General features: G+C 64.0%; 11 protein-coding genes. 8 read left to right on the forward strand and 3 right to left on the reverse strand.

The window, feature by feature from the left end; genetic code table 11:
• Position 1 precedes the first annotated feature (1 nt).
• Positions 2 to 961: a LysR family transcriptional regulator gene (locus JG739_RS24025; RefSeq protein WP_202363689.1), complete on the forward strand. Its 960-nt coding sequence runs from the start codon at positions 2 to 4 to the stop codon at positions 959 to 961.
• Here the strand turns inward: JG739_RS24025 and JG739_RS24030 are convergent.
• Positions 937 to 12840, reverse strand: a complete 11904-nt coding sequence (locus tag JG739_RS24030) for a LysM peptidoglycan-binding domain-containing protein (protein WP_202363690.1) — start codon at positions 12838 to 12840, stop codon at positions 937 to 939. The two genes, JG739_RS24025 and JG739_RS24030, sit on opposite strands and share 25 nt — an antisense overlap.
• 87 nt (positions 12841 to 12927) lie before the next feature.
• The gene (locus JG739_RS24035; protein ID WP_202363691.1) at positions 12928 to 13788 is read right to left on the reverse strand and encodes a MurR/RpiR family transcriptional regulator; all 861 of its coding nucleotides are present in this window, start codon (positions 13786 to 13788) and stop codon (positions 12928 to 12930) included.
• 213 nt (positions 13789 to 14001) lie between these two features.
• Between JG739_RS24035 and JG739_RS24040 the strand changes: the two genes are divergently transcribed.
• From JG739_RS24040 to JG739_RS24070, 7 genes are all read left to right on the forward strand, one after another.
• Entirely contained in the window at positions 14002 to 14184 is a 183-nt protein-coding gene (locus JG739_RS24040; protein WP_135901656.1) for a hypothetical protein, read from the forward strand.
• A gap of 112 nt (positions 14185 to 14296) precedes the next feature.
• Positions 14297 to 15277, forward strand: a complete 981-nt coding sequence (locus tag JG739_RS24045; protein WP_202363692.1) for a SctD/MshK family protein — start codon at positions 14297 to 14299, stop codon at positions 15275 to 15277.
• Between the two features lie 59 nt (positions 15278 to 15336).
• Positions 15337 to 15714, forward strand: a complete 378-nt coding sequence (locus JG739_RS24050; RefSeq protein ID WP_244749540.1) for a hypothetical protein — start codon at positions 15337 to 15339, stop codon at positions 15712 to 15714.
• 17 nt (positions 15715 to 15731) lie between these two features.
• On the forward strand, positions 15732 to 16043 hold the full coding sequence (locus tag JG739_RS24055) for a hypothetical protein (protein ID WP_244749541.1): 312 nt from the start codon (positions 15732 to 15734) through the stop codon (positions 16041 to 16043).
• A complete protein-coding gene (gene sctV / locus JG739_RS24060) occupies positions 16040 to 18205 on the forward strand; it encodes a type III secretion system export apparatus subunit SctV (protein WP_202363693.1) in 2166 nt (721 codons plus the stop codon). Before JG739_RS24055 ends, sctV begins: the two co-directional genes overlap by 4 nt.
• A 57-nt stretch (positions 18206 to 18262) precedes the next feature.
• Positions 18263 to 19612, forward strand: coding sequence for a type II and III secretion system protein family protein (locus JG739_RS24065; RefSeq protein WP_244749542.1), 1350 nt, complete (start codon positions 18263 to 18265; stop codon positions 19610 to 19612).
• A gap of 13 nt (positions 19613 to 19625) precedes the next feature.
• A complete protein-coding gene (locus JG739_RS24070; protein WP_202363694.1) occupies positions 19626 to 20075 on the forward strand; it encodes a hypothetical protein in 450 nt (149 codons plus the stop codon).
• Positions 20076 to 20295: 220 nt separating this feature from the next.
• Here JG739_RS24070 and JG739_RS24075 read toward each other — a convergent pair whose 3' ends face one another.
• The gene (locus JG739_RS24075; protein WP_202363695.1) at positions 20296 to 21099 is read right to left on the reverse strand and encodes a tetratricopeptide repeat protein; all 804 of its coding nucleotides are present in this window, start codon (positions 21097 to 21099) and stop codon (positions 20296 to 20298) included.
• Positions 21100 to 21169: the final 70 nt, after the last annotated feature.

A 21169-nucleotide genomic window follows, 5' to 3' on the forward strand; every position in this document is an offset into this window, starting at 1 on the left:
CGTGATACCCTTCAACATCAAGCAGCTCGAAACCTTTCTCCTGGTGGCGACCTTCGGAAGCTTTCGCAAGGCGGCGGAACGCCTGAACACCACGCAGCCGGCGGTGTCCACCCGGATTGCCGGGCTGGAGGAAGCGCTTGGCGCCAGGCTGTTCGAGCGGCAGAGCAGCACGGTCAGGCTGACCGCCGAGGGACAACGGCTGCTGCCACCGGCCCAACGGGTTCTGCGCGTCGCGGAGCGGCTGCAGCTGATGGCCAGCTCTCTTTCAGAGACTTCAGAGACGACGAGGGTGCTGAGATTAGGCGTTGCCGAAACGATCGTGCACACCTGGCTGCCGGATTTCCTCACGGCACTGAAAGCAAACTTTCCGCTTGTCGATACCGATATCGTCGTCGATGCGACGACGACCCTTCGCAACGAACTGATGTCGCACCGGCTCGATCTTGCGGTGCTGATGGGCCCTGTCCTGGAGTACAGCATCGAGAATATCGAGATGCCGTCCTTTCCGCTTGTCTGGGTCTGCTCGCCGCAGCTGGAATTGCCCAACCGGCGCCAGGTGACGCTGAACGACCTGATGCAGTTTCCCATCATCAGCTACGCGCGCACCACGCGACCCTACAGCGAACTCTACCGCAAGCTCACCGGCGAATTCGAAGAGACGCCGCGCATCTTTCCGGCCAATTCGCTGGCCGCGTCCATCACCATGACACTCAACGGGATCGGCATAGCCTCGCTGCCCGAGGGAGTCGTCCAGGACTATCTCGCAAGCGGAAAACTGCGCATCGTCGAATGCGAATGGCACCCGTCAGACCTGCAGTTCACCGCCTCCTACTCTTCCGAGCCCTCCAATCCAATAGCGGAGCGGGCGGCAAAGCTGGCCGGCTGCGTCGCGCATGCCTATGCTGCGAGAACCGACAAGCTCAGGCCCGCGGTTTCTCAACCCAAGGTGGCCGGCAGGTAGATGCGGTCGCCTGAGAAGATCACATCCGGGCTCATTATATGATCCATGTTGAGCACCACCGTCTCGGCCACGTCAGCGGAATGGGTCCTGGCGATCAGGCGAATGCTGTCGCCGTTCTTGACCTCGACCCACTGATAGCCGTCTTTCTCCAGCGTTGGATTGGTGCGGCCCGCAGGGTTGCTGCTGCCGTCGGCATGTGCCTCGACATGGTCGCCCGAAACCCAGCCGCTATGCATTTCGCCGTCCGGCCCGGGACCTTCGACCGGTATCCAGGCTTCCCCTGACTGATCGGCCGAAGACCCGGCGGTCTGTTCGACAAATGTGCCGGGTTGCAGAACCGTCACCACGGTCGAATCCGCGTCGGGCTGGGTCCGCAAGTTCAGGCCGTCATCAGCCAGCACGGCGAGCTGCGGGAAATCCTGCGGCGGGGTTTGCGTCGCGGGGTCAGGCTGCTCGGTCTGTTCGTCCGGCGGCGCACCATCGACGCCGGAAGGATCGTTACCCGGCGGGGTCTGTTCATCCGGCGGCGCACCGTCGACGCCGGAAGGATCGTTACCCGGCGCGGTCTGTTCGTCCGGTGGCGCGCCATCGACGCCGGAAGGTGCGTCGCCCGGCGCGGTCGGGTCGGTTGCCGGCGTCTTGCCGGTGTTGTTCCATGGCTGATCGTCCAGCGCATCCCAGGCAAACATCAGCATGCCGACACCGAAGGTCACGCCAAGCGCGATGCGATCGGCGATCCCCCAGCGCGCGTCGGACTTTGCGCGGGCGTCGATCTCCTCTGGCGTCCTTGGCGCCGCCCGGCGATTGAGCAGATCCGTGCGCACGGCCGACACCCAGAACTCGGCGCTGCCGACGGTGAACAAGGCGCCCGCCGTCGCGGCCAGCGGCGAGTGCAGGTTCTGTGCCGTGTAGAGCAGGGAGCCAAAGACATAACCTGGACCGGCCAGATGCTCGGCCACATTCCGCATCACCGGCCGTCCGGCGATCGACTGCAGCGCGGATTTCGTGCCGTAGACCACATTGCCCAGCGTGAAGGAGCCGTTCACCCCGATATTGTCGCCGCGCAGCAGCCCGGCGGCCGAGCCTGGCGACGAGAAGATGAACGACGCCCCGCTCGCGGCATTGAGGGCGCGTCCCAGCGGCTTGTGATTGGCCGTGGCGTTGGGAAACACCGATTGCGCGCTGAAGACGACGCCGCGCACGCCGAACGCAACGCCCGCAGCCGTCGCGGCCCAATGCGGTGGCAGGATCTGCCACACCGTGTAGGAGTAGCCGGCCATCGGACCGAAGGTCGCGACCAACTGCGCGTTCTCCTTGAGCCGGGCGTAGGTCAGCGCCTGATCGACGGCCGCAGTTTGATCCGGCGTCATGGCCTTCTTGTGGGTCGCCCGGTAGGTCGTCAACTGCAGCACGGATAGCGCGTTGGTCTGCTCCGTCGACATCCAGGTAAATTGCCTGGGCGTGAACTTGCGCAACTGGCCGGGGCTCAACTCTCCAAGCTGCTTCGGCGTCAGCGCTGCTATCTGTTGCTTGGTCAGCGCCTCGATCTGGTGAATGGTCAGAGCGTCAAGCTGCTCCCGCGTCAGCGCCGCGACGTGGCGTGGCGACAGCTTTGCCATTGTCGCGGGATCGCGTGCTGCGACGAGAGCCGGGTCCAGCGCCACGAACTGGGTGGCGTTGAGATGGCTGAATTGGGCAGGCCGCATGGCGGCGACCTGTTCCGGCGTAAGGGCGTTGCGCTGCTCGTCACTGAGCCCGGCGATCTGGTCGGGCGTCAGCTTGCGCACCTGCTCGATGGTCAATCCGGCGAGTTGCTCTTGCGAGAAGGCCGCGACCTGATCCGGCCGCAAGCCGGTGATCCGGCCAGGGGCAACTGCCTGCAATTTGCTTGGCCTGATCGCCTGGAGCTGTTCGCCACCCAGCGCCCGCAACTGCGTCGGCCGAAATGCGGCAAGTTGATCGAACGTCAGCTGCCCGACCTGCTCAGGGCTGAGTGCAGTAACCTGTTCAGGCGCCAGCTTGGCGATCTGCTCCGGCTTGATGGCGTGCAATTGCGGGCCGGTCAATTCGGCAATCTCGTCAGCTGCAAGCGCCCTGACCTCCGGCCCGGTCGGCGCCCGCACGGGTCCGGCAAATCCCGGCTCCGCTGCGGAACTCACCGGAAGCTCAAGGCTGACGATCCTTCCGCTGGCAGGGTCAAAAACCACCCTGCCCCGGTCGGGCGCCGGCGGCCATGTCGCGGCTGTCGGCGTTTCGGCAGCACTATTCTCGGTCGGCGGCGTTTCGCCAGCCACGGGCGGGGCTTCGTTGCCGACCTCCGGGGCGACCGGCGGTGGGGGCGCTTCGGCCTGCGCCGGCGCGTCCCAGAACTCGTCGGCCGGCCGCAGGATCACCTGCGGGCGTTTCTGCGTCGGTCCGCCGGGCGCGACTGCATCCTCATTGCGCGTGAACTCCCCGACGAAGTTCCCATCCGGATCCATCATCCGCCAGCCATGGACCTCGTTCCATGGTATGCTGCCATCGATGGCAGTCTCGTCGACGCGGGCCATGCTGTCGCTGACCGGCCGGCCCATCGCCTCGAACTCAGTCGGGACGTGGAGGCGCGGTCTGCTGGGATTGAGCGTGTAGAGATAGGTATAGCCCTGCTGCCGCGCGGCCAGTGACTCTTCCGAAACGAAAGCCTTGGCGCCCGAGATCGACTGGCTGGTGCCGACAAAACGGCCATGGGTATTGCCAAGCACATAGTTGCTGAGGACAATGCCTTGCGGATTGTCCACCCAGATTCCGGTCGGCGGCGGTGGCGAGAAGCCGCCCGCATCCCTGATCTCGCTCGGCGCGCGGGTATCGGCGCGGAAAACATAGGGGCCGACATTGCCGCGCAACGGTCTTGCAGGGTCGCCGGCGCCGTTTGCTGGTGCGGCAGCGCGCGGTTCACCCACGACATGCGATGCGTTGGATGCAACATCGCCTTCGCGGCCCGACGCGACATTCGCTGCCTGATATGCCGCGTCCGCGAAATGTCCGTAGTAGTCTGCGTAGGTGCCGCCGTCCGCAATGCTCGGCTCCATGCTCCTGTAGAGCGCCGCCATCTCGTGGACAGCCTGGGTGCGGTCGATCTCGCGGGCGGCGAAGCGGTCATAGATATCGGCCTGCGCGTGGTCGGCTCGCAGCGCGAGATTCGGCTTGCCGCCGTTGGCAGCAAGCTCATCGGCTACGATGTATTGAACCAGCGCCGCTTCGCCCTCCGACTTCAAGCGGGCGTCTACGTTTGCGTCCCTATGGGCTTGGCGGTTCGCGAAATCCTGGGGCATCACGTCGATCGGGGCGTCGGTCACATGCGACAGTTCATGGCTAAGCGCATCGACGAATCCGGCGACGACCGCGTCATTGTCCGCGGCCGGCGTGCGGAACATATCGGCATCCACGGAAATCACGTCGAGCGATCGGTCCAACCCAGATCCGGTTGCAGTCAGATCCTGTTCCAAGCTCGGATCGAAAATCCGCAGATCGCGCCGCGCCGGGTTGACGATGCGCACGCCTTTCGCGTGGGCATTCCGCAAGAGTTCCATCATCTCGGGCGACCGGCTGACCTGATCGGCAAGATCGGCCCTCATCTCGGTCATTTCGGGCATGCCAAGATCCTGCTGGATCATATCGTCCAGCATGCTCGATGCGTCCTGGCGGTTGGCCGCAATTTCAGCTTGTGTCAGCGGTTTTGCCGTCGACGGTCCCCACGACCCTTCAGCCGCCGGACCCTGTTCCCGTCGCGGCGCCGGACTCCTGGGCGCAATCGGGCCGTCGCCCGCCGGGGCCGGCGCGGTGTCCGGGGGCGGCGAATTGTGCAGCACGTCCTGCTCGAGCAGCCGGTTGAGGTAATGCGCCTGCGTGGGCGTCAGTTCGCTGCGGGCCTGCTGGTCCAGCTGTTGCCGCAACGCTTTCCATGCTGGCCGGCTCATGCCGTCTGGCCGTCCGCCGGCGAGCTGGTCCGGATATGGCGCCACACCCAGTTCCGGGAACACATCCAACACGCGCTGACCAGCGAACCTCAAATCGCCGTGCGGCGATGCCGCAACCTCGGCGAGATAGGCGTCGAGATGCTGCAGGACGTCCGGCGTCAGTCGCCCCCCCGAGGTGTCCAGCGCCGAGAAGACCTTTTGCGCGCCTTCGGAGGATCCGGGGTGCGCGCGGGCGGTACGGGCATGCGGGACAACATCCTTCCTCACCGAGCCGAGTTCCACCGTCGTCAGCGGCAATGGCCCATAGTTCACGGCGAGACCGGCGCCGTGGTCCGTGCGGTCCAGGCGGTTGAGCGGTCCGGCGCCCGTCTCGCGCGGAACGCCCTCGAAGGCGGGGCTGCCGCGCCAGGGTTCCTTGCCGCCTCCGAGGGGCGGAATGACGTTGTAGTTGCGGTAGAGGATACGATCCTCGAAACCCGGCACCTTGCCTTCGGAACTATAGTGGCTGGCGCCACCTCTCGCCGCCTCCTCCCAGAAAGAGGCTGCCCGTTGGCTGAGCGGGCCAGGCTCCCTGCGCGTATATCCCGGCCGGCCGCCTTCGCCGCCGAGATAGCGCAGCGTGCGATGGACGTAGGCCCCGCTCACAGAGAAGCCAAAGAGGGATAGTGAAATGCCAGTGGCGCTTTCGCTCTGGAACGTATTCTTCGACAGCATCGGCGCCGATGCGACCCACTGGGCGGAGGGAGCCGCCGCCTCGTCATAAGCGAAATTCGGCCGGTATCCATTGACGAAAAGTTTCTGGCCCTTCGCGTCGTTGGGGTGGACCGGGAGCAGGAAGCCGGTGCCGCCGTCCGAGATCGGGCCATTGTTCTTCAGGCTGAGTTCGCCATAGACCTGACGGCTGGGCAGCGGCACTTTGAGGCCGATGCCGAGCATCGATCCGATGCCGAGCGTGACCGTGCGGCCATCGGGGCCGAGGATCCACCCGGCAGCCTGCAAGGCACCGTTGGTCGCCATGTCGTTCAGCACGGGGCCGCCCAGGACATTGGCTTCGTGCTCCTGCAGGAACCAGGAAACGGTGGCGCGGTCGGATCGCCAGACCCCTTGTGCGTCGGTGAAGAATGTCGGGGCGCGCCAAGAACTCGCCTTGTCGGCACCCAGCAACCGCTCCAGCAGGACGGGCACGTCGCTGTTGATCTCGGTACCGGCCCTGGGCTTGCTTGCGGGCAGCGCGTTCTCCAGCGCGTGCGCGAGCGACTGGACCGCGGGGTCCGCGGACTTCTGCTGGTTGGCGGCGTAACCGCGCATCTCTCGCCAAAGATATGGCGTCCAGGTGTCGTGGCCGGACAGAACCTTCGCATTGTAGCGGCCTTCCGGCGAAAGCTCGCCGGCGAGTTTGAACGAAGAGCCCGGCTGAAGCTTCGGACCGTAGACCCACGTGCTGCCACTGTCGGCCTGCAGGACCTGCATGAGCGCATCCTGCTGCGCGGCGGTCACCGCCTTGCCGGGCTTGGTGGCGCGCCCCTTGAACAACGGCGAGGCGGCATTTGCCGCGGCGGCAAGGTTCGGATCGGTGGAGCGTGACGCCGCCTTGAGGTAATCGCCGACGATGTCACGGCCGGCATCGGTCCAGCCGGCTTCTCCCGGCAGCGCCCCGGCGGTGAGGAACTGCTCGCCCCCGGTCAGCCTGGCGTGGGACGACAGGCCGATTTGGTCGATCACTTCTCCCGGCGACAGATGCGGCAGCTTGCCCTGTGCGCTGAACACCTGGAGGGTGGTCAAGCCGTTCTTCGAAAGCTGGCCGGCCGGCTTGGAGCCGGTGAACGGGCTGTTGCGGTCGGCGTTGAGCATTTCGCCAAGCGCATGGTGCTGAGCCTGCGTCATCTCCGTGCCGGACTGAGGCAGACCTTTGCCGCCGAGTTGCACCCTGGTCATGGTCACCGCGTCGCGGACGACAAGATCGCTGGAACGTTCGAGGGAATTGAGGTAGTCGCCGACGAGTTCCAACTGCTCGGGCGTCCATGTCAGCGCCGGCGTCGCCGCATCGTCGGGAAGCGCCGGCAAGGTCGTGGCCAGGATCTCGCCGAGCGCCGAGCGATGGCTGACTTCCGGATTGTCGGCAGGTTTGAACGTCTGCACTTCCCGTGCCGGGGTGTTGACCCTGTTCTGGCCGTTCGGCGTGGTTATCGACCCGCGCTTGGCGCGTTCGACGGTCGGGCCGGACCCCAAATAGCCGGCCTCCGTGGCATGCTCGCCCAATGGGACGACGTCGCGGGTCATGCTCGCCTGCGGGCCGGCGACGACGACCTTGGCCGGCAGGTATTCGCCGCCGGCCTCGACATAGATGTCCTGTCCGGCGGTGACGCCGTCCTGCGCAACCGGCCGGTGATAGATGCTGTCGACCAACTCGCCGAGCTTCGGATAGTCATAGCGGGGTTCGGTGTTCAGGTAGCGCGTGCCGATACGCCGCAGGCCGGCTTTGACTGCAGTGAACGTCTGGCCGAAGCTGTACGGGTTTGACGAGAAATTGTTGATGATCGGCGTGCCGTCGGGGCGAACCGGGCTGGGGTGCCCGGAGTCCGTCACGACCGGTGGCTCAGTGCGGGCGTTCGGATCGGCTGTCCAGCGGCCGTCGGCGCCGAGATAAAGCACCGGCAAGGAAGGGTCGAGCTCGACAGGAGCCGGCACCGGCTCCGGCGGGGCCGTGTTCGCCCTGGGTTCGGGTATGGCGACAACACGCTGCCCTTCCGGCAGGTTGAAATCGACGAGCATCTCGCCGGTATGGCGGTTGCCGACAGTGTAGCGCATCAACGGGCGGCTGCCTTCGGCACCACCTTCCGACGGCTTCGCTCCGGAAGGGCCCGGCGTGCCAGTGAACGTCTTGGTCGCCGGATCCCAGACGAGCCGCATGCCGCTGTCGGCCGGGCGCGTCGTTGCGTCGCCGCGGGCCGGCGGAACCACGATCGGATCGCCGTCGGCGGGGACATTCTGCTCACGCGCTGCCTGGGCGTCTTGGTCGCTGGCATTCTTGGGATCGCCGCGCTCGCCCGGGGCACTCGGCCCTTCGTCATGGACGTTGACAACCGTGCCGTCGGCGCCTTGCTCATGCACGACCATCGGCCGCGACGATTGCCCGTCGCCTGGCGGATCGAACCTGCCACCCGTCGGCGGCGGTTGGCCGTCGCCATCGCCGGGCGGCAGCGCCCGCGGACCGGTTGGAACGTCAGCCCCTCCGGCGTTAGGAAAACTGGCCGACCCATGAGGTCCATTTCGAGTTCCGCCCGCTCCGGGCATGTTGTTCAACAGCGAGCGGCCGCCCAGGCCCGTGCCGACAGTGCCGACGCCTATGCCCACGATTGCGTTGGCGAGCTCGAGCATGTCCATATCGCCCCAATTCGCCACCAGATCTTGCACCGATTTGCCGAGCAGCGGAACACCGGTAACCACGGCGGCGGCATCAAGGTCCCACGCAGCGTTGGTCAGCTTGTTGCCGCTTTGCATGAACGCCGAGACGTCATCGGCATACTGGGCCTTGTCTACCTTCACCTGGAATCTGCCGATGCCCCATTTGACCTCATTCATGTGGGTCATCCCGAAGCCGCCCGCCGAAGCCTTGCCGAAGGACAGTCCGGTCTTTGCCAGGCCATACGTGCGCAGGGCGCCGGCGCCCACTGGCAGGAAAGCGGTTACGCCGGTCGCGACATTCCAGGCCGACTGGCTGTCGAAGTCGCCGCCCTGCAGGAGGTGATCAGCCTCCTTGTACAGAGCCTTGCCGCCAAGGATTGAACCGGCGCCGACAGCGATGGGAATGGCCCATTGGCCGCCCGGCACGAACGAGACAATGGTTGCGGCGCCGGCGAGGAGTCCGAGGCCTATGTCGCTGGCCTTGTCCCAGAAATCCACTTTGCGCGCATCGGCGACTTCCAGTTCGTCGAGCGAAAAGCCATCCTTGCCGAGCGACATGTCGCCGCCCTTGGCCATGACCAGATTGCCGTTGCCGCTGAACAGGCGATTCTCGTGCTGGAATTCGTCGAAGCTGCTGTAGTATTTACCAGCACTGTCGACATAGCCGGCCTCGTTGCCACCGCTCTTGATCGCGAACAGGGCCGTCGACGATTCCATCCCGCCATCAAGCGAGAAGATCGGCACGATCTTGACCTCGGCGTCATCGCCGGCGCGGTCGGCGATTTCGTCGACGACCTTCCCGACTCCCTCGCTCGAGGGATCCTGGCCAAGGGTCTGCGCAACCGTACCGCTGAGTTCGCCGGGCGCATAGGTCTTGTACTCGCCGGTGAAACCGGATTCATAAAGGCTCTCGAACCGCACCTGATAGCCAGCCATTGCCTGGTCCTGGCGTTCTTCAAAATACTGGCTTTTGAGTTTCGCCTCGTACTCCTCCCCCGAACCATATTCGAGAAGCTTGGGCTTGCTTGCCGAAAAAGCATACCAGTCGCGCCCCGCCAGCATCGCCGGCCGCACGTTTTGTTCCCAGTCCTCCAATTGGTCCTTTTGGGTTTCCGCCTGGTCGTGATTGATTTCCGCGGCGGCGAGTTCGGGGGACACCCACAGCTTCTGGCCGTCCATCTCGATCTGGACCGACTTGCCGCTTTCGCCGATAGCGCCCGGCCCCTGCGCTTCGTAGGCCGCGGCAACCTCCGGCGCGACCCACATGTCGCGGCCGCTCACCGTGACCTGCACCGCCGTCTCGCCCGGCTTGAGCGTGCCAGCGGGGGCCTCGACGGTTCCCGGCCCGTGGTCGGTGATCGCCTGGTCGCGCGCCGCCGTCGCGTCGACGAGCGCCGCCCTCGCATCTTTCAGCGCGGCATCAAGATTGTTGACCTGCACATCGACGATCTTCGACCTGGCCGCGTCCAGCGCCGATTGCGATCCGTTTGCATTGGCTGTGCATACCGGCGCCGACGATACGTCCGTCGAGGCCAGCATCTCCTGCCACTGCTTGTTGAGCGGATCGTCGCGGAAATCCTGCCGGATGTTCTCGTCGTTGAGGTCGTATGTCAGGGCGGATTTATGGACGTTCGTGTCATCGCCATTCTCGTCGGTGAACGTGGCGTTCTCATAGACGGTCACGACATAGAGCTGGCCGTTCTCCTCGACGATGTCCTGCGACAGAATCTTGCCGGTAAACTCGCCGCGGCCGTTGGTAAAACCTTCCCAGTCGAAATGATGCGGGTTTCGTTCGCGCGCCTGCGCAAGCAGTTCCTGCTTGAGAGGCTCCACGGTCACGGCAAGATCCGCCGCCGCCTTCTGCGCAATCCCATACTCCTGATATGCCTCGGCCAAGGTCACCTGATTGGCCGCGGCGCCCTGGAGCGTCTGCAGACCTTGAAGCCGCTCTTCGATGGCCGTGTATTCGGGGGTTCCGGGCTTGGCATCGGTCAGCTTGAGCTCGAGCTCGGTCGAGGCGACCAGCTGATCGACGGTGGCCTTGTTGCCATTGGCGGTGTGCAGCGCCGAATCGATAAGCAGCTGGGCGACCTCGGCATGCTCGGCCTTGGCGTCCTGGTTTGCTTCCTCCGCGCTGGGACCATCCGGGCTGCGGACGGCCGCCTGGTTGGGATCGCTGATCGCCGGCAGGTCGACCTGTTTGGCGATGGCGTCGAGAAGGCTCTGCTGACCTGCCTGGTACTCGGCCGCGGCCGTGGCGGCATCTTCGAGCGCGCTGTTGGCGAGGCTCAGCCGTTCCTGCGCTTCGGCCAGCGTACCCTTGGGTTCGGTCGGCTTCAACTCCAATCCATAAGGCGCCAAAGTGTCGTCGAGCGTCGCTTCGGCGGCTTCCATGGCCTCCTTGTAAGCGGGATCCAGCGCGTAGACGTCGAGCTGCGCCTGGCTTTGCACGGAAGTTGCCTGCGCCTCGCCGAGGCGCGATACAGCGACGTTCTCGGCCGCGATCGCCTTGGCCACCTCCGGATCGTACCACTGCCAGTTCCCGTCCACCAACAGCGGCACCCATTTGCCGCCTGAAGGCGCGGTGGCCGACGGCGGTTCGCCGAACGGGCCGACCGAGGTCGGCGTGCCCTCGAGCTGCGGCGTGGCAGGGACCGGCGCCCCATAGGCTTCCATCGCAGCGACCACGGCCTGCTGTTTTTCAAGCGCATCCGCGGTCAGCTCCGGTGTCGCCCCGCCGAATATGCCATCCAGCGCCGTCTTGACTATCTGGTCTTCCTTGGCCTGTTGCGGGTCACTGCTGTTCGGGTTGATGTCGAGCAGCAGCTCGGCCAGCGCCTGTTGCGCGGTGCCGGCCGCGATGTCGGTGACGGCGCCGGTCGCGGCATTGGTCAGCGTGATCTTGCCGTCCGGCGACGTGGTCATCGTGTAGCCGTTGAACGTCACATTGACGGTGGTCCTGGTGGCGCCGTCGATCACCACCGTCTCGCCTGGATGAATAAGGTCAGGGTCGCGCGGATTGGTGAACAGTTCCGGATTGCTTACGGCGAGATCGTCCAGCGTCACGCCGTTGGCCTCGGCGATGTCGCTCAGATTGTCGCCCGGCTTGACCTCGTAGTCGATCGGCTCGCCGTCGTTCAGCGTCTCGACGATGGTCTCGATGCGTCGGCCATCCTTGTCCACGACGATCTTCGTCTCGGTGTTGTTGACGGGGTCGACGATGGTCGTGGTCTGCTCGCCGGTTTCGGTGTTGCGCTCTGTCTGCGTGGTCACGCCGTTGCCGTCGACCATGCTGGTCGTCTCGGTGCTTCCTTCGGTGATCGTCGACGAGCGCGAACCATGGTGGTAGTCGTTGTTGTAGGTGGCGGTCCTGCCGGTATTCGGATCGGTGACGACGGTCTGCAGGGTCTCGCCAGGGTCACCGCCCTGCGTCACCTCGAGGCCGGCGGCGTTCATTTCGGCGATCACCTGCTCCGGCGTGAGATTGCTCGCCTCGGCGATCTCGTCAATGCTTTTGCCGGCGGCAAGCTGTTCCTCGATCGCCGCTACGCCCGAGCCGTCCGCCGTCTGCGATTGCGCCAGGGTGGTCACCTCGCCGTCCGGAGCCGTAACCGTGGTTACCGGCAATGCGGGGCCGCCGGCGGGCGTCACCGTCTGCACGGTCGACCCATTCGGCAGGTTGCTGGTGACGGTGACGGCGCCGTTACCAGTCGTTTCGGTGGTTGTGGTTTCACGGGTCTGGGGATTGGTCGTGCGTTCGGTGACCGCGCCGTCGCCGAGATCGTCCACCAGCGTGGTGGTGATCGCGCCGGTCTGCGCGTCGACGCTGGTGGTTTCCTTGCGGCCGAGATCGTCACGGATCGGCGATGACTTCGCCTGCATGTCCAGGCCGGTCTCTTGGGTGTAGTAGCCGCCGTGCTGATAATCCTGGTTTTCGGTGATCGTGCGGTTTCCGGCGGTGATCACCACAGTGCGGGTGTCGCCGTTGGCATGCTCGGTCGCTACCGCCGTCATGCCGCCGGCATTCAGAGCCGCCACCACATCCTCGGGAGCCACGCGCTGCTCGGCGGCGATGTTGTCGATGCTTTTGCCACCGTCGATCGCCTTGAGAATGTCGTTCGCCTTGATGTCCGGCGCGTTGACTTCCAGCGCCTTGACTTCCGGCGCCTTGACTTCCGGCGAAACAACGAGGTTTGGCGCGCCGCCGAGATCCTGCGTGAAAAGCGCCGGCGCGGCTGTGGCGACGCCATTGCCGGTTGCCGCGGTGACCGCGGCAGGCAGCTCCGGTCCTGGCTGCATCGGGGCAGTCGGCTGCGCCGTCTTAAGTTCCGCATTGACCTGCGTCAGCCGCTGGCGGGCGCCCGCGGCCGCGTCGACCTCGCCCATCCTGTTGGCGAGCCGGATTTCGTTTTGCAATTTCGTGGCTTCCGCCTGCAGCCGCGTGGTCTGCTCGACTTGGGCCTTTGGATCGACCCTGGGCGGCGGCGGCGGCTTGACGGTGTTAATCGGGCGGATCATCAAACAACCTCCGGAGCCGGTCCAGTCCTGGTTCAGGCAGTCTGCCTGCCGTCAACGCCCCCGCGCCCGACAGTGGAAGCCCTGTGCCTAGCGGGGCGGCTTCCAATAAATGCCGAAAGCAGCGAGTTGCTCTTCCGACTGTCTTACTCGTTCTGCAGCATTCACTTCAGACTGCGCAGCCGTCAGTGCCGCCAGAATCTCGACGGCGGCGAACGCCGGCGCCATGCTGCGGAAGAACGACTGCGAATTGGCCGTAACGATGATGGTCTCCCGCGCGATCCGGGCCAGCGGCGACACGCTGCTGTCGGTGATTGCCAGCACGCCGACACCCTGCCTGGCCGACTGGCGCGCCACCTCGATCGTCGTGCGTTCATAAGGCGACATGCCGACAGCAAGCAGCACATCGCCGCGTCCCGCGCCCTGCAAGGCATCCAGACCATGTCCGCCCATCTCGCCGACAAGCGTCACCTTGCGGTCGCCGCCAGCCAGAAACGACATGATGTGAACGAAGTGGTTGGCGACCGGATAGAAGGAGCGCGAGCCGAGGCCAAACAGATTGCGTGATCGTGCAAGGAGGTCCGCTGCGGCAATGAATTGCGAGGCATTGCCGTACTCACCCAGGCTTGAGACCTGCGCCGCGAGCGTGTCGGCGACAACCCCTGCGGTCGAATATCCCGCATCGCCCCCCTGGTCGGCACCCCTTCGCGCCGGCTCACCGGCGCCTGTCTCACGCAGCGCGCGCGCGTACAGGCTGCGCATGTCCTCGTAGCCGTCAAGGCCGAGCCATCGCGCCAACCGCATCATCGTGCTGTGCGAAACACCGGCCTGATGTGCCTGCTCGCGCATCGACATCAGTGCGACATCCTTGGGATGGTCTAGCACGAAACGCGCCGCGACCCGCAGTTGCGGCGGCATATTCTCGAACCGTTCGACCAACAGCTCCGCCAAAGGACCTTGTTCCATTCTGCCATACCCCAATTTACCCCGATCGCAAGGTTACTCCTCCAATGGTGGCAATGCAACAGTTGGAACTGAACTGGTTCAAATATTCCAAGTGGACTTTCAATTTCGATCATGCTGCCTTAAGCTGGTTTCGCAACCTGCCGGCGTCGACACGATTCCGGAGTTTGTAACTTGAATGATCCCTCAAGGAGACAATTGATGGCTGCTACCCCTCCCATTACGTCCGGCTCTGCCGGGTCACCGGAACAGAACCTGGACAAGATGATCAAGCATCAGGAGCGCATGTTTGGCCTCGAGATCACAAAAGAGATCGCGAAGTCCCAACATGACATGCTGATGAGCACCGCCAAGACGCTCGGCCAGTCGGCTGAAAAGGCCTAAGGCGGGATTCTCGAAATCATGCGCCGCCGCAAGCGCCGGCGGCGCACGTTCACGGCTTTCGATGCCGTTGTCGGGCTGCGTCTGAATTGTCATCGGCGGGAGATGAAGTGGCATGATCGGCAAGGATTGGGCTATCGGCAAAAATCGGGATGCGGCGGCCCGCACCCCGGCATCGCGACATTGCGTTGCGCTCAGCGTAACGCATGGATTTCACGCCGGCGCCCAGCTCAGCCTGGTCGCGCCTCTGTATACGCTCGGCTCCAGCACGGAGTCGGACGTTGTTCTCAGGGACGCCGGCATCGCGCCAGTCCACGCAAGGTTGCGGCGCAAGGGCAGCCAAATTGAAATCGAAGCCGTTGGCGGCGATGTCACGCTCGCCACCGGCGAGATCATCCGTGAAGGCCAAGGCAGCCGCTGCAAGCTGCCGCTGACGATAAGCATCGGCGATGCCCATATCCGGCTGGTCAACCCGGAACGCCGGCCGAATCGCTGGTCTGTTTCCAATCGACCCCTCCTGGTTGCGGGCAGCGTTCTCTTTGCCGTTTTCGCTGTTTCCGTCGCCGCCAACGGGTTCTCCTTCGCCGAGCCCGACAGTGGCAAAAAGCTATCCGCTCAAGTCGATAAACCGGTCACGTTGGCCTTCGCCGGCGACGCCGGGCAGAGTGTCGTGGACGATTCGTCGCCGACACAAGCACCCAGCGCCACTGAGGCGGAACGCCAGCTCAAGCTGCGCCTCGAGCAATCCGGCATCAGTACATTGGCCGTTCAGCAGTCACCTGGACGACTCGTGGTCTCGGGCATGATCGCCAATGACAAGCATGGTGCCTGGATCGAAACGCAATCCTGGTTCGACCAGGCGTTCGGCGCGCACATCACCCTCGCCTCCAATGTCATGGTCGGCAACGCCGAGCAGGCGCCGCGCCTGAGGCTGCAGGCGATCTGGTATGGCGAGCGGCCTTATGTCATCGCCACCGACGGCGCACGCTATCATGAAGGCGCATTCACCAATGACGGCTGGACCGTGAAGCGCATTGGCGAGACGGAACTTCTCCTGACCAAGGGCGGCGCCACGGTCGCGCTGAAATATCCGTGAACCGCCGGCTTGAGGGGCCGCGGTTCGATACGGCAAGGATGGACGCAGCCGGCCGCGAGGTGCGGCAGGCGGAAGGCGTGCACGGTCAGGCAATCAACCGCCGGCGGATGAATGGCGTCGACAAGGCCGCAAGCCGTGCTCAGGGGACCAGATCGGCCGCTGGTACGCAAAAGCCAGAAACAGCGGAATTCCAGTCCTCTCGGGGTACGGCTGGCGAATCGCTCGACGAGGCGCTCATCAATTTCGTCATGCCAGCTATTCCCGAGCCAGCCATCCTGCGTCGCTCGGTAGCCATTCTCCAGCATTTTGTAGCGCATCTGGTGCCCGATCTTGAGGGTGGCGAGCAACTCAAGACACTTGCCAGGACGCTGATGGAGGATGAAATCGAGCGTCATCGCGATCTGCTTGCCCGGATACAGGAAGGAATCGAAACCTGACTGATCCGCATGAAACAGTGCATCTGCTGCATGTCCTGGGCTATCTCTACGGCAGTCACGGGCAGGCAAAGCGGGGCGCGGCATACCTGCTTATCGCAGCGCAGCTGTCGCCGGGAAATGCCGGCGTTCTGCGCACGCTGGCGCATCTGCTGATACTCGATGGCGAAGCGGACAAGGCGCTTGCCACCATTGCCAGGCTGGAGACGCTGGAGGGAATGGACCACCCGACACTGGCGTTGCTGAAGAGCCGCGCCTTGCTTGTGGCCGGCCGTAAGGCCGAGGCGCACAGTGCCTTGCGGAGCTTCCTGTCGCATCGAGGCGCCGAATGACGATATCTGAGCGCCTTCTGCACTTCCTTGCCAAGCTGTCACGCCGCAGCGATCTGGTCATTGCCATCCTGATGCTCGTTGCGGTGGTGATGATGCTCATCCCATTGCCGACCTTCCTCGTCGACATTCTCATCACCGCCAATATCGCCGTCAGCGTGCTTATCCTGCTGGCTTCGTTTTACGTTTCTCATCCGCTCCAGTTCTCGTCGCTGCCATCGGTCATCCTCATCGCCACCTTGTTCCGGCTGGCGATCACGATCACGACCACGCGCCTGATCCTGCTCCAGGCCGACGCAGGCGAGATCGTTTCAGCCTTCGGCAGTTTCGTCGTCGGCGGCAGTATTGCCGTGGGCCTTGTCATCTTCCTGATCATCACCGTTGCGCAGTTCATTGTGGTTGCGCGGGGTGCGGAACGCGTTGCAGAAGTTGCCGCGCGCTTCACACTCGATGCTCTGCCCGGCAAGCAGATGAGCATCGATGCAGAGTTGCGCAACGGAGACATCGATCAGGCGGAGGCACGCCGGCTGCGCCAGCAGCTTGAGCGAGAGAGCCAGCTGTTCGGCGCGATGGATGGCGCCATGAAATTCGTCAAGGGCGACGTCATCGCCGGCATTGTCATCATTCTGGTCAACCTGATCGGTGGTTTCGCGATCGGAACGATGCAGCACGACATGTCGCTGGGCGACGCCGCCGTGACCTACTCACTGCTCACGGTGGGTGACGGGCTGGTGGCGCAGATCCCGGCACTGCTCGTCGCCGTGGCCGCCGGCACGATGGTGACGCGCGTCGGCAGCTCGGACGGCACGAGCGACCTTGGCAAGCAAATAACCAGCCAGCTACTACGCGACTCCCGTGCGCTCGCACTCGCCGCGGTGATCATGGTCGGCCTTGCCGTCGTGCCAGGCTTTCCATCCCTTGTGTTTCTGATCCTTGGCGCCTGCTTCGGCGCCGGCGCCTATGCCATCAACCGCCGCACCGCCCGGGAATCCGAATTTAGGGATATCGGCCAGACCGCGATGGCCGAACAAGCTGGAAAACCGGCGTCGCTTTCATCAACGCCCGTTGCAGCACTGCCTTCTTCATCCCGCATCGTCGTACGCTTCGGAACCGAACTCGGACGCTCGGTCCCGGAACCCGAATTCGCCACGCTCGCCGATGGCGTGCGCCGCGAGCTTTTCGGCGATCTCGGTGTCGACGTCCCGGCCATCGGCCTGCAGGTCGACGAGAAGCTTTCAGCGAGAAGCATGCGCATCGATCTGGAGGGCGCACCCATCCTGGATGCTGAAATCCCCGCCGATCGCGTTCTTGTCGAATCCGACCCAACCCATCTCGACCTGCTCGATGTGACTTACGAAAAGGGGTCTCCGATTGCCGGTCAGCGCAAATTCATGTGGGTCGACGATCGCCACCTTTCGGCGTTGAGGGAAGCCGGCTTCGACTTCTCCACGCCGGCACAAACAGCGGCCAAATGGACCGGAAATGCACTTCGGCTCTATGCCGGCCATTTCGTCGGGATCCAGGAGACCCGCAGGCTGCTGTCGGACATGGAGCCGGACTATGCGGATCTGGTCAGACAGGCGCAGGAGATCGTGCCGCTGCAGAAAATCGCGGAGGTGCTTCGGCGACTTGTCGGCGAAAACGTGCCGATCCGCAACCTGCGCCTGATCCTCGAAGCGCTGATCGAATGGGGTCAACGCGAGCAGGACGTCGTTCTGCTTACGGAATATATTCGCGCGTCCTTGAAGCGCCAGATCAGCTTCCGCTTCGCTGGCCGCAGCAACATCATCGCAGCCTATGTTCTGCAGCGGTCGGCCGAGGACATCCTGCGAAACGCGGTGCAAAGCACATCGACCGGCACGTTCCTGAACCTTTCGGATGACGATGCGCAGGCATTGATCGCCGAAATCGAACGAGCCTTGTCGCAGAACGCCACCGATGTCTCACCGGTCGTCCTCGCGGCGATGGATGTACGCCGTCATATGCGAAGCCTGCTCACGCACAATGCCATCGAACTTCCGGTTCTGTCGTTCCAGGAAATCGCACAGGAATTCAACGTCCAGCCATTGGCCACGATATCCGGCCGTTCGGGCGTCGCACGCAACGTCTCTCGGTCGCTGCCATCAGCAACTGAGGCGAAAGCCGGACAAGAGGCAGCCTCATGATGCCAGCCGGGCGGATTGGGACAATTGGGGGAACTACATGCTCAACAGGGGAACGGCATGACAATTCACGATACCGCAGCAGGCGTTCGATCCGCCACTTTCGCCGGGCGGATGCGCTGGCTCGCTATCGCGACGGCTGGCGTCTTGGTGGCGTTTTTGTCCACATTTGCCGACGCTATGGCACAGGATGTGTCGCCATTGCCGAGCCGGCCAACGGTCGACCTGCCGGTCGGGCAAGGACGTCTGCTGCGCTTCAATGAACCCGTAGAATCAGTCCTGATCGCCGACACCACGATCGCTGACCTTCAGGTCGTGTCGCCGGGGATGGTCTATGTCTTCGGCCTAAAGCCCGGCCTGACCAACCTCATTGCAATCACAGCCGATGAGCGGATCGAGGCAACGGCCCAGTTCCGCGTCACCCCCGATGTCACGCCTGCCAACGAAGCGAAACACGCAATGCAGCCGAACTCGGCGACAAATCTCTCGATTTTCGGGACCCGCATTGTTGCGACCGGCGAGGCAGGAGGCGTCGAGGAGGCAACGGATGTCGACAATATCGCCCGCACGTTCTCGCCGCCGGAACAGCCGCCGCTGAACAACATGACCGTGCAGGGGTCGCAGCAGGTCAACATCCGGGTCCGCTTCGCCGAAGTCTCGCGCACTGAGTTGCAGTCCTACGGCGTCGACTGGTCTGTCGGATACAGGAGCGGCGGTTTTGAATTCAACATGTTCCAGGACAATGGCGTGCCTTCCGGCACCGGCAATCTTGGTTTGAGCATGGACCCGGCGCATGGCATCAACTTCGACATTCTCATCGAAGCGCTGCAACGCAACGGCGTCGTCAAGATACTGGCCGAACCGAACCTGACAGCGATGACCGGTCAGACCGCGAGCTTTCTTGCCGGCGGCGAAATTCCGGTTCCGATTCCGCAGGGAACGGACGTCGTTACCGTTCAATACAAGTCGTTCGGCGTTTCCCTCGGGTTCACGCCTACGCTGATCGGCCGCGATCGCATTGCGCTGCATGTCCAGCCGGAAGTCAGTTCCTTGTCGGAAGCAGGCTCAGTCAGCGCCAATGGCTTTGCCATGCCGAGTTTCGTCGTGCGCAGGGCTGACACCACGGTCGAAGTGGCGAGCGGCCAGACCTTTGCGATCGCCGGTCTTTTCCAGCAGCGGACCTCGCGTAATCTGGAAAAGTTTCCGGTTCTCGGCGATGTGCCGGTGCTTGGCCCGCTTTTTCAGTCACAGCGCTTCCAGCGCGAAGAGACGGAACTGGTGATCCTGATAACGCCTTATCTGGTCGAGCCGGTGCGCGACAGCCTCGCCACGCCGCTCGATCGTCCGGCAGCCAAGCGCCCCAGGAAGCGCGCCAATGACGCATCGGCGATGGGCCTGATCATAAAGTAGCGGGGAACCGGACATGACATTTCGCTTCGCTTTGTGCTCTGTTCTTCCGGTGCTGCTTCTGGTCGGCTGCGCGAACAGCCGGCAACAGCCGCAGGACTATTCTCCCGGCTACAGCTATGTGTCGACCGACACCGGCGGTTCCGAGAAGGGCGTCGGCGGCTCTGTGCTTGCTCCCAATGCATGTCTGAACGAACCGGCCGACGACGACCGTTCTGCCGCTGCGACCGATCTGACGATCGTCCGCGGCGTCGGCTCCCACCTGCCGCCCGGCTGCGCCAACGCCTACAATCTTCAACGAATGGCCGAAAGCCAGCGCGACCTGGTCGAGGGCCGGCGCATGGGGGCGGCTGCGGCGGCGCCGACGGCAAATGCCGCCCGGCGCTACCTCAATGGCGAAGAGGCTCCCATAGGTGGGGCCAATAGCGGGCCGCCAACGCCGCAAACAACGCTCCCGGTCGAGTGAACCGATGCGGCCCTGCCCGCGGTGCACTTATTTGTCCGGTTGTCTGCGCGTCGGGCTCGACCCAAATCGGCTTCGCGCGTTCCGGTCCGATCCGCTAGAGCGGTTCATCGTTTCGCGGAAACGCCGAACCGCTCTATCTCCTTGTTTTTGCGCAATTCCCCAGGGAAAGCGCTATGCGCTTTTCCCGGGAAAACCGTTTCACACTTTTCCTGGAATTGCTCTAGCCGAGGATAGAGCCGAGCGCTTTCGCCCTGGCCTGTGTGCTGCCCTTCGAGCGGATGGTTCTGGCACGCGCAAGCAAGGTGTTCACCTCCTTGGTCGCCAGGCCGATCGGCGGCGAGGCCCTGACCTGATCGGCCTGGCCAAGCAATCCGTAGACCACCACGACGTTGCGCTTGTGATGCAACTGCGCATTGGGTGCGGCGGAGATCTTCTGGACCAGCGGCAGTGCTGTGGCGGAATTGCCTTCGAGCGCCGCGGCCAACGCCATGTTGCTCTCGACGTCGAGATCCCCCGGCGCAAGTTTCAACGCCTGAGCAAAAGCAGCCTGCGCCTGCCCGGTCTGGCCGGCGAATGTCTGCGCCACGCCCAACCTGATATAGGCGCTGCTGGTATTGACCAGCGGCGCGGCCTGCGCGAGCGCGCGCATGCCAGCATCGATATCGCCCGTTTCCATCATCGCCGAGCCAAGCCCGAGCATTGCCCCTCCGTCATTCGGCGCTTTTGCGAGCGCGGCCTGATAGGCTTTAGCCGCCTCGGCGGGATAGCCGGCTCGCATATAGGCCTCGCCCGCCTTGACGAAGGCGCTCGGCTTGGCATCCGGCATCGCTGCCGCGCGCTCGTAGAGCGCGATTGCGGTGCCACTGTCTCCCTGCGCATGGATATCGTCCGCAAGCTTGATCAGACGCTCCGATTGCGACGACGGGCCCTGTGCCTTTGCCTGCGCGGTATCGGTTTTGGTCGTCTGACAACCGGCCGCCGCCAACATGGCGACGACGGGCAAGAACACGACGTGCAGCCGCATATCCACCTCTCCGTATTCAAGCCCGCCGCACCTTACACACGGCCTTGGCCGACTGGAACCACAACAGTGC

This window comes from Mesorhizobium sp. L-2-11 (assembly GCF_016756595.1).
GTDB lineage: Bacteria > Pseudomonadota > Alphaproteobacteria > Rhizobiales > Rhizobiaceae > Mesorhizobium.

Excerpts from the sequence above, each read along its gene's own strand:
- JG739_RS24045 (WP_202363692.1), top strand. The coding sequence starts at position 14,297 with ATGATCGGCAAGGATTGGGCTATCGGCAAAAATCGGGATGCGGCGGCC.
- JG739_RS24075 (WP_202363695.1), bottom strand. The coding sequence starts at position 21,099 with ATGCGGCTGCACGTCGTGTTCTTGCCCGTCGTCGCCATGTTGGCGGCG.
- JG739_RS24040 (WP_135901656.1), top strand. The coding sequence starts at position 14,002 with ATGGCTGCTACCCCTCCCATTACGTCCGGCTCTGCCGGGTCACCGGAA.
- JG739_RS24065 (WP_244749542.1), top strand. The coding sequence starts at position 18,263 with ATGACAATTCACGATACCGCAGCAGGCGTTCGATCCGCCACTTTCGCC.
- JG739_RS24030 (WP_202363690.1), bottom strand. The coding sequence starts at position 12,840 with ATGATCCGCCCGATTAACACCGTCAAGCCGCCGCCGCCGCCCAGGGTC.
- JG739_RS24070 (WP_202363694.1), top strand. The coding sequence starts at position 19,626 with ATGACATTTCGCTTCGCTTTGTGCTCTGTTCTTCCGGTGCTGCTTCTG.
- sctV (WP_202363693.1), top strand. The coding sequence starts at position 16,040 with ATGACGATATCTGAGCGCCTTCTGCACTTCCTTGCCAAGCTGTCACGC.